3 protein-coding genes are annotated in these 10,684 nt (G+C 69.0%); 2 read left to right on the top strand and 1 reads right to left on the bottom strand.

The window, feature by feature from the left end:
• Positions 1-5 precede the first annotated feature (5 nt).
• Positions 6-9,194, bottom strand: coding sequence for an SDR family NAD(P)-dependent oxidoreductase (locus tag OIE13_RS13505; protein WP_326830085.1), 9,189 nt, complete (start codon positions 9,192-9,194; stop codon positions 6-8).
• 834 nt (positions 9,195-10,028) lie between these two features.
• On the opposite strand from OIE13_RS13505, the gene OIE13_RS13510 reads away from it, so the two are divergent.
• Both OIE13_RS13510 and OIE13_RS13515 read left to right on the top strand, forming a co-directional pair.
• The gene (locus tag OIE13_RS13510; RefSeq protein WP_326639696.1) at positions 10,029-10,259 is read left to right on the top strand and encodes a hypothetical protein; all 231 of its coding nucleotides are present in this window, start codon (positions 10,029-10,031) and stop codon (positions 10,257-10,259) included.
• A gap of 132 nt (positions 10,260-10,391) precedes the next feature.
• Positions 10,392-10,586 carry a DUF5999 family protein gene (locus tag OIE13_RS13515; protein WP_326639694.1) on the top strand — a complete coding sequence of 65 codons (195 nt, stop codon included), beginning with the start codon at positions 10,392-10,394 and terminating at the stop codon, positions 10,584-10,586.
• Positions 10,587-10,684: the final 98 nt, after the last annotated feature.

The raw sequence follows: 10,684 nt of genomic DNA on the forward strand, positions 1-10,684 counted from the left end.
GCGGATCAGCCCCTGTCCAGGAGGTCGAAGAGTTCGTCATCGGTGGCGGAGTCGAGGTCGAACTCCTCCTCCTGCAGCTCGTCGCCGGGGACGGCGGTGTCGAACCGGGCCGCCAGGGCGCGTAGCCTGGCGGCGATCTCGGCCCGGTCGTCCGGGGTGGCGGACAAGCTCGCCTCCAGATGTCGTAGCGCGGCCAGCGGGTCGGGTGGCCCGCTGCCGGAGTCCGGGTCGGCTTGCCAGAGGGCCGAGAGGATGTGGTCGGTGACCGCGGCCGGGGTCGGATAGTCGAAGATCAATGTCGCGGGCAGGCGCAGCCCGGCGGCCACGTTGAGCCGGTTGCGCAGCTCGATCGCGGTCAGCGAGTCGAAACCCAGCTCGCGGAAGTCCCGCCGGACGTCCACCGCCGCGGGGTCGGAGTGTCCAAGGACGGCGGCGGTCTGAGTGCGGACCAGGTCGACCACGAAGCGGGGCCGCTCGGCCTGTGGCAGGCCGGCCAGTTGCCGTACCAGCCCTCCTTCATCGGCCGCGTGCGCCGACGCCGCCGTACGGCGGGTGCCTCGCAGCAGACCGCGCAGCAGCGGCGGCACCAGCTGAGCGGGCATCGCCTCCGGCATGTTCAGCGGGACCGGGACCACCAGCGACGCATCCGACGCCAGGGCCGCATCGAACAACGCCAATCCCTGCTCGGTGGTGATCGGCAGCAGCCCGGTGGCGGTCATTCGCTGAACGTCGGTCTGTGACATGCCCCCGGTCATCCCGGTGGCCTGCGACCACAATCCCCAGGCCAGCGACAACCCCGGCAACCCCTGCGCCCGGCGGTGGGCCATCAACCCGTCCAGCCACACATTGGCCGCCGCGTAGTTACCCTGACCTGCGGTGCCCATCACCCCGGCCATCGACGAGAACACCACGAACCCGGCCAGATCAAGATCTGCGGTGAGCTCGTGCAGATGCCAGGCGGCGTCCACCTTCGGCCGCAGGACCGCGTCCAGCCGCTCCGGCGTCAGCGAGGCGATGATCCCGTCGTCCAGGACACCCGCGGCGTGGATCACCGCGGTCAGCGGATGACCGGCATCAACCTGCGCCAGTAGCGCCGCCGCCTGATCCCGGTCGGCCACATCGCAGGCGGCGATGGTCACGTGCGCGCCTTGCGCGGCCAGTTCCCGCTCCAGCTCACGTGCCCCGGCCGCTTCCAGGCCCCGACGGCTGGCCAGCAGCAGGTGCCGTACGTCGTGCTCGGCCACCAGATGCCGGGCCACCTCCGCACCCAGACCACCCGTGCCGCCGGTGATCAGGACCGTGCCGTCCGGGTTCCACCGCCGGGGCATGGTCAGGACGATCTTGCCGGTGTGCTTGGCCTGGCTCATGAACCGGAACGCCTCCCGGCCCCGCCGCACATCCCACGCCGTCACCGGCAACGGCCGCAACTCACCGGCCGCGAACAACCCCTCCAACTCGCCCAGCATCTGCCGCAACCGCTCAGGCCCCGCGTCCAGCACGTCGAACCAGCGATACACCACCCCCGGGAACTGGTCCTGGTCGCGGATGTCCAGCTTGCCCATCTCAATGAACCGGCCGCCCGGGCGCAGCAGCCGCGCGGAAGCGTCGATGAAGTCCCCGGTCAGCGAGTTGAGGACCACATCGATCCCCCGCCCGCCACACACCGCGCGGACCCGCTCCTCGAACTCCAGACTCCGTGAGGAGGCGATGTGATCATCGGGGATGCCCAGCGAGCGCAGCACGTCCCACTTGGCCGGGCTGGCGGTGGCGAACACCTCCACCCCCAGCCTCTGGGCCAGCTGGATCGCGGCCATGCCGGTCCCGCCGGCACCCGCGTGCACCAGCAGCGACTCGCCCTCCCGCAGCCCGGCCAGATCCATCAGCCCGTAGTAGGTCGTCAGGAACGCCACCGGGATCGTGGCCGCCTGCTCGAAGGAGACCCCGTCGGGGACCTTCACCAAGGCCGTGGCCTCGGTGACGACCACCGGGCCGAACGCGCCCGCGGCCAGACCCATCACCCGGTCGCCCGGACGCAGGCCGTCGACTTCGGGGCCGACCTCCAGGACCACCCCGGCGGCCTCGATGCCCATCAGGCCGACCTTGTCCTGGAACCAGCCCAGCGCGTTGAGTCCGTCCGGCAGGTCCCGGAAGTTGATTCCCGCGGCGTGCACCGCGACTCGCGCCTGCCGAGCCCCCAGCGGTTCCGCCACCGCCGGGAAGGGGAGCAGCTCCAGGGCGTCCAAACTGTCCTTGTTGCGGCTGCCTAGTCGCCACGGCACCCCAGCCAGAGGCAGCAAGCCCGCCCCCGACCCCAGCGACGCCAACCGCGCCACCCGCACCCCACCCTCGCGCACCGCCACCTGCGGCTCGTCCGAAGCCAGCACCCCGGCCAGCACCGGCGCGGAGATCTCCTGCCCGTCCACATCCACCAGCACGAACCGGCCCGGGTTCTCCGACTGCGCCGACCGCACCAGACCCCACACCGCAGCGGCCGCCAGATCAGTGACCGACTCACCCTCACCCGCGGACACCGCACCCCGCGTCACAAACACCAACCGCGAATCGCCATACCGCTCATCGGCCAGCCACCCCTGCAGCAGACCCAGCACCCCAGCGGTCACCCCATGCGCCGCCGCCACCGCATCCACCATCGGCTCGGTGACAACCTCGACCAGCACCACCCCCGGCACCGGACCGGCCTCGGCCAGCGCCGACAGATCACGATGAACCTCAACCGACTCCCACATCCCCGCAAGACCCAGCGCATCCGGCTCGAACCCGGCAAAACCAACCACCGCCATCGACACCGGATCGACCACGGGGACCTCCGGCAGCGGAGTCCAGTCCAACCGGAACAACCCGTCCCGCATCGTCGCCGGCCCCCCACCCACAGCGACCTGATCAGGCGAGAACGGGCGCAGTACCAGCGAACGCGCCGACAGCACCGGCTCCCCGGCGGCGTCCACCGCGCTCAGCGACACCGCGTCTTCGGCCACCTTGGCCAGCCGGACGCGCAGCAGCGCCGCTCCGGTGGCGTGCAGGCTCACCTCCTGCCAGGAGAACGGCAACCGCGTACCCGCCGCGACGTCCAGCCCGGCGAACGTCGACGCGTGCAACGCCGCGTCCAGCAATGCCGGATGCACCCCGAACGCACCCGCGTCCGACTGCGCCTGCTCAGGCAGTGCGACCTCGGCGAACACCTCGCCGCCCTCGCCCCACCAGGCCGCCCGCAACCCCTGGAACACCGGGCCGTAGACGAGCAAACCCTCGGCCAGCTGCTTGTAGAGACCGTCCAGCTCGATCGCGGTCGCACCGGCCGGAGGCCACACCGCCGCATCGAACGACACGGCAGGGGAAGCAGCGGCCATGCGGGTGCCCATGGCCAGCGTGCCGGTGGCGTGCCGTACCCACTTCACCTCATCGGCCGCGTCAGCGGGCCGGGTGTAGATGCTCACGCTTCGCCTGCCGGTCTCCTCCGGCGCACCCACCGCGATCTGGACCACGACCGCCTCATCCTCACCCAGCACCAGCGGCGCGACCAGGGTCAGCTCCTCGACCACCTCGCAGCCGACCTGGTCACCCGCCCGCACCGCCAGCTCCAGGAACCCGGTACCCGGGAAGAACACCATCCCGGCCACCACGTGATCGGCCAGCCACGGATGCGACCTCACCGACAGGCAGCCGGTCAACAGCACGCCGTCCGAGTCGGCCAGACTCACCGCCGCCCCCAGCAGAGGGTGCCTTGTCGCGGACAGACCCAGAACGCGGGCATCACCGCTCTGCCTGGCATTCGGCCAGAACCGCCGGTGCTGGAAGGCATAGGTCGGCAGATCGACCCGGCGTCCACCAGTCAGTACGGCCCGCCAGTCCACCCGCACACCGCGGACGAACAGCTCGGCCGCCGAAACCAGGACCCGATCGAGCCCGCCGTCGTCACGACGCAATGTGCCCGCGATCACCGCGATCGCATCACCCTCGTCCACGCATTCACCGATGCCGACCGTCAGCACCGGATGCGGACTCACCTCCACAAACACCTGATACCGCTGCTCCAGCAACTGCCCCACCGCCGGAGCGAAGGCCACCGTGTTGCGCAGGTTGTCACACCAATACCCGCCGTCGAGTTCCGGCCCCTCCACCCACTGACCGGTCACCGTCGACAACATCGGCACCCGCACCGCACGCCCTGCCACCCCCGTCAGAACCTGCGCCAGCTCCTCACCGATCAGATCGACCTGCGCCGAATGCGAGGCGTAATCCACCGCGATCCGCCGCACCCGCACCCCCTCACCCGACCACCGCTCCACCAACTCCTCGACGGCTTGGACCTCACCGGCCACCACCACCGAATTCGGGCCGTTGACCGCCGCGACCGACACCCGCCCATCCCAAACTGACAACCGCTCACGCACCTGCTCGACCGGCGACGCCACCGACGCCATCGCCCCCAGCCCCGCCAGCCGGTCGGCGATCAGACGACTGCGCAACGCCACCACCCGCGCACCGTCCTGCAACGACAAGCCACCGGCCACCACCGCCGCCGCGATCTCCCCCTGCGAATGGCCCACCACCGCGTCCGGGCGAACCCCCAGCGACTCCCACACCGCCGCCAACGACACCATCACCGCGAACGAGGCCGGCTGCACCACATCCACCCGATCCAGCCCCGGAGCCCCCTCCACACCCCGCACCACATCCAGCAACGACCAGTCCACGAACGGCTCCAACGTCGCCGCACACTCCGCCATCCGAGCCGCAAACACCGGCGACTCCCCCAGCAAGGCAGCGCCCATACCCACCCACTGCGCCCCCTGACCCGGGAACACCCACACCGACTTCCCGACGACATCGGCCACACCCGCGACCACGCCACCCGCCGCAGGCTCACCCGAGGCAACCGCACCCAGCCCCGCCACCAGCTCGCCGCGCCCCCCGCCGACCACCACCGCACGGTGCTCGAACACCGACCGCGACACCACCAGCGACAACCCCACATCCACCGGGTCAAGCTCGCCGGCCTCCACATGCGCGCCCAGACGACGAGCCTGCCCACGCAACGACTCCCCGGTCTTCGCCGACACCACCCACGGCACCACACCCGGCGCCCGCTCCTGCGGAGTGTCCTCCCCTTCCGGTGTTTCCGGTCCTTGTTCGAGAATCACGTGCGCGTTGGTACCGCTGATCCCGAACGACGACACACCGGCCCGCATCGGACAACCGTTGTCCGGCCACGGTCGGCTGCTGGTCAGTAACTCGACCTGACCACCACTCCAGTCCACTCTGGACGATGGCTCGTCGATATGCAGCGTGCGCGGCAGGGTCTGCTGCCGCATGGCCAGCACCATCTTGATCACGCCCGCGACGCCGGCCGCCGCCTGGGCATGGCCGATGACGGATTTCAGTGATCCCAGCAGAAGTGGTGTGCTCCGGTTCTGGCCATAGGTCGCGAGGATGGCCTCGGCCTCGATCGGGTCGCCCAGACGAGTCCCGGTGCCATGCGCCTCGACCGCGTCGATGTCTTCGGCGCGTAGGCCGGCATCGTCCAGAGCCTGTTCGATGACCCGCTGCTGCGCGAGGCCGTTCGGTGCGGTCAGCCCGTTGGACGCGCCGTCGGAGTTCACCGCCGAACCGCGCACCACCGCCAGCACCTGATGGCCGTTGCGGCGGGCGTCCGACAGGCGTTCCAGCACCAGCACGCCGACGCCCTCGGCCCAGCCCGTGCCGTCGGCGGCGTCGGCGAACGCCTTGCACCGCCCGTCCGGAGAGAGGCCGCCCTGCTTGGCGAACTCCAGGAAGATGCCCGGCGTCGACATGACGGTGACCCCGCCCGCCAGCGCCAGCGAGCACTCCCCGGCCCGCAGCCCCTGCGCGGCCAGGTGCAGGCCGACCAGCGACGACGAGCACGCGGTGTCCACCGTGATCGCGGGACCTTCCAGCCCCAGGGTGTACGCCACCCGGCCGGACAGAACACTCGGCGAGGTGCCCGTCAACGTGTAGCCCTCGGCGTCACCGGACGCCTCGTGCATCCGGGCGCCGTAGTCCTGCGCCATCGCACCGAGATACACGCCGGTCCGGGTGCCGTGCAGCGACGACGGCGGGATTCCGGCCCGCTCCATCGCCTCCCAGGTGACCTCAAGCAGCACTCGCTGCTGCGGGTCCATCGCCAGCGCCTCACGCGGGCTGATCCCGAAGAAGTCGCTGTCGAACCCGGCCGCATCGGCCAGGAACCCGCCTCGCTGCGGCACCGTCGACAACGCGTCGAAATCCCAGCCACGGTCGACCGGGAAACCGGAGATCGCGTCGGCACCGGAGTCCATCAGACGCCAGAGCGCGGCCGGCGAGTCCACTCCACCCGGCAGACGGCACGCCATTCCCACGATCACCACGGGATCGTCGTCGCCGGCCACCCGCTCCTGGGTCACACGGGCCGACTCTGACGATCCGTCGGCAAGAGCGTCCAGATGAGACGTCAACGCCGCCGGAGTCGGATGGTTGTAGATCACCGTGGTGGACAGCGAAAGCCCGGTCGCGGCGACGAGTCTGGCCCGCAGGTCGGCTGCGGTGACCGATTCGATGCCGAGTTCTTTGAACGTGGCAGTGGGGTCGAGGTCGGTGTGGCCGAGCACGGCGCCGATCTCGGCGGTGACGATTCCGGCCATGTCCACGGCGGCCGGCCGCTCGGCTTTCTCCGGCTCGTCAAGCCAGTACCGCCGGCGCTGGAAGACATAGCCCGGCAACCGGACGCGGCGCGCGGCATCGAACACCGCGTGCCAGTCCACGGTGACGCCGTGGGTGTACGCGGTCGCCAAGGACAGCAGGAACCTGTCAAGTCCTCCGTCGTCGCGACGCAATGTGCCCACTGCCGAGACATCACCCTCTATCGAGGGTGTCAGCACCGGATGCGGGCTCATCTCCAGGAAGACCTCGTGCCCGGCGGCCTTCAGCGCGTCCGTCGCCGCCTCGAACTCAACCCTCTGGCGCAGGTTGCGCACCCAGTAGTCGCCGTCCAGCACTTCGCTATCGTCCACCGTGGACTGGATGGGAATCCGAGGTTCCTGTGGTCGTATCGGAGCGAGCAGCTCGGCCAGCTCCGCCATGACAGGTTCGACCTGTGCCGTGTGGGAGGCGTAGTCGACATCGATCAGTTTGATCCTGACATCAGCCTGCGTAAGTTCGTCGACGAGCTGCCGCATCGGACCAGGTTCACCTGCCACGACGACGGATTTGGGGCCGTTGACCGCCGCGACCGAGATTCCCGACCGGAGCAACGGTCGCAGCTCGTCGAGGGACATCGTGACCGATGCCATCCTCCCGCGACCGGCAAGTCGCTCACCGATGACCTTGCTGCGCATGGCGACGACACGCGCACCATCCTCTAGGGACAATGCGCCGGCCACGTTCGCCGCGGCGATCTCGCCCTGGGAGTGACCGACGAGCGCTGCGGGCTCGACACCGTAGGAACGCCAAAGCGCGGCGGCGGAGACCATGAACGCCCACAGCACCGGCTGCACGACGTCCACTCGGGCGAGCGCGGCCTCGTCGTCGAGCACGCTGAACGGATCCCAGGTCACGAACGGTTTCAACGCCTTCGCGCAGGCGGTGTACTGCTCGCGGAAGACCGGTGAGGTGTCAAGGAGTTCGGTCCCCATACCGACCCATTGCGTCCCTTGCCCAGGGAACACGAAGACCGGTTTCACCTCGGCGCGGGCCTTGGCGCTGACCACGTTCGGTCCGGTAAGGGTGTCGAGAGCCCCCAGAAACTCGGTCCGGCTGGTTGCGCCGATCACCGTCCGATGCGGGAACACGGTGCGGGTCGTCGCCAACGAGAAGCCGACGTCCGCGGGACTCAAGTCGGGACGGGACAGCAGCTCCGCGTGCAGGACGCGGGCTTGGTCGCGGACCGCGCCCGCCGTCTTGCCCGACATCGGCCACAACAGCGGTGCCTCGACGGGGTTCTCCGGTGCGTCGACCTCGCGCCCGGTCGACGAAAGCACGACGTGACAGTTGGTCCCGCCGACTCCGAACGACGAGACACCCGCCACCGCACCGTCTGGCAGCGGGGTGTTGTCTTGGACGACCTGGAGGCGCCAGGCGTCGAAGTCGATCTCGGGGTTGGGTTCGGCGAAGTTCAGGCTGGGCGGAATCACCCGGTGCCGCAGCGAAAGCACGGCCTTCAGGAAACCTGCCAGCCCGGCCGCGCCTTCCAGGTGACCGATGTTCGTCTTGACCGACCCGACCAGCAACGGCGAGTCCCGGCCCGGGGCGAAGACCGCGCCGAGCGCCGCCGCCTCGATCCGGTCGCCGACCGCCGTGCCGGTCCCGTGCAATTCCACGTAGTGCAGATCGCTCGGCGCCACCCCGGCCCGGCGACAAGTGGCCCGAATCACCGCCTGCTGCGCCTCGCCGCGCGGCACCGCGAGCGAGTCACCGCCACCGTCGTTGTTCAGCGCGGTTCCCCGTATGACGGCGTACGCGTCGTCGCCGTCCTCCCACCGTTTGAGCACGACACAGACGCCGCCCTCACCGCGCACGTAACCGTTGGCGCGAGCGTCGAAGGTGAAGCATCGCCCGTCGGCGGACAGCCCACCGAACTCCTCGACGATATTGGTGCTCTCCTCGGCCATGATGAGGTTCACGCCGCCGACCAGGGCGATCTCGCTCTCGCCGCTCCGCAGGCTTTCGCACGCCAGGTGCAAGGCGGCCAATGACGAGGACTGCCCGGTGTCGACGGTCAGACTCGGCCCGTTGACACCCAGGAAGTACGAGAGGCGGTTGGCAATGATCCCACGGCCGATTCCAGTCAGCGAGTAGTGGCCGATGTGCCCGGCGCGGTGGCTCAGATACGCATAGTCGTCGGCCATCGCACCAATGAAAACACCGGTCGGCGTCCCTTTAAGGACACCCGGGACAATGCCGGCGTCTTCCAGCGCCGCCCAGCCGAGTTCGAGCATGATCCGCTGCTGCGGATCGGTGTACCGGGCCTCTCGTGGGGAGAGCCCGAAGAAGGCCGCGTCGAAAGCCGCCTTGTCCGCCAACCGTCCCGCCCACCTCGGCCCACCGTCACCGGTCCGTTCGGTGACCGCGTCGACCCCACCGGTCAACAAGTCCCAGAATGCCGCTGGGCCGTCGGCCTGAGGCAACCGACAAGCAAGCCCCACAACAGCTACATCCGCCGAAGTCGCCAGTTTACTCATGGGAGTGTCTCCAAGGGGCTGGCCTCAGTTCGTCCCCGAGATCCTAGGGACAATCTATCTAGGGCAACGCCTAGTTCTCATCGGTCCTGAATACCGACCCGAGTGCGACAGACAATTGCTCTGCCGGGGTCATGATTGGCTCATTTGCGCAGCTCAGCGCGTGAGGGCCTATCGGGATAGGCGAATTCTCCCAGGGGCACACTTCGGCCGGAAAAGCTGCGTCGGCATAGGTTTTCCCTGTATGCACTCTAGTGCTACGTTCGTCTTTGTCTGGGTAGATTCACGCTTGCCGCCCGAGAGTGTGCGCCGGCGCCGCACCCGCTCGTGGATCACGAGCAAGGACCCGGACTTCGCCCCAAAAGAACGCGGATCGTCGGCCTCTACCCCGACCCGCCCGAGGACACCACGGTGATCTGCGCCGACGAACTCGGCCCGGTGATCCCCCCACACCTTCCCGCCCGCGCCCACGATGACATTGCCGCCGGTGGAAGTCTCGGCGAAGAGACCTTCTTTCCTGGCCGGCCGAATGGCCATGACAATAGCCTCTTCCGTGGAAACCTTCTCAATACGGTCAGTTATCTTCTCCTGCCAGAGTGGCACGACGAAGCCCGCTCCGACGCCGTCGATTTTGTGGGCGCCTTTCTGCCCGCCGGACAGAACCGGGGATTTGGAAGGCTCCACCGCGCAACCAACTCGCCCGCTCTTTGGGATTACTCGTCGCCACCCGGGACCACTCGATCAGGTCCCAGAGCTCGCCTCTCTCCATGGTCAGAAGATATGCCAAGGGTGCCATCCAAAAAGGGGAGCGACGGCGACAAAACAGGGTGATCCAGTGTGGCGGAGGGACGACATGTGCGGCTCGCTACAAACCTGATGATGTGGATCGACCGGGCGACGCTGATCTATCAGTACACGACACGGGACGCTGATCAGAAGATCGCCGACGCGCTGAGCGCTCGGGTGGAGCGGGACGGCCACGCAGGCCTGAGGCAGGCCGCGGACGGCGCATTGCAGTTAGCGGGTATGCCGGGATTGTCGTTGGCATGGGGCCCGAATGGGTGCTGACGGCGCAGACAACGGGCGTCGGGCGCGGCATCGTAGAGAGCGAAAGCAGCTCACCGGACCGGAACGCCGGCGATGACCGTCAAGCCGGAGCCGATGGCTCTCCTGCGATCGTCAAGGATCGAGGTAACGGTCATGTGTCAGCACAAGCCTCCGTGCCCGCCCGCAAACGCGCCTGACCACAACGCGGCCCGCCTCGTGTCGTTCCACCCGGAACAGGGGTGGGGGCTGCTCTGCAACGGCGTGGTGCTGTTCGACGACACCGGCGAGCTTCTGCCCGATGGGCGCAGCATCCCCGCTCACCGGGGTTCCTACGTGCAGGCGGCCTGAACTCGCGTGCCGCCGGGGTCCCGCGGCGCCCGGCCGGTCCGCTTCCCCGGCCCAGCCGGGGCACGGCTGTCCGGGAGGATGGCGCCGGCTACGGCGGC

Origin of the sequence: Streptosporangium sp. NBC_01810, from assembly GCF_035917355.1 — a bacterium.
Taxonomy (GTDB): domain Bacteria; phylum Actinomycetota; class Actinomycetes; order Streptosporangiales; family Streptosporangiaceae; genus Streptosporangium.

Coding starts and splice junctions, on each gene's coding strand:
- OIE13_RS13505 (WP_326830085.1), bottom strand. CDS start 9,194: ATGAGTAAACTGGCGACTTCGGCGGATGTAGCTGTTGTGGGGCTTGCT.
- OIE13_RS13515 (WP_326639694.1), top strand. CDS start 10,392: ATGTGTCAGCACAAGCCTCCGTGCCCGCCCGCAAACGCGCCTGACCAC.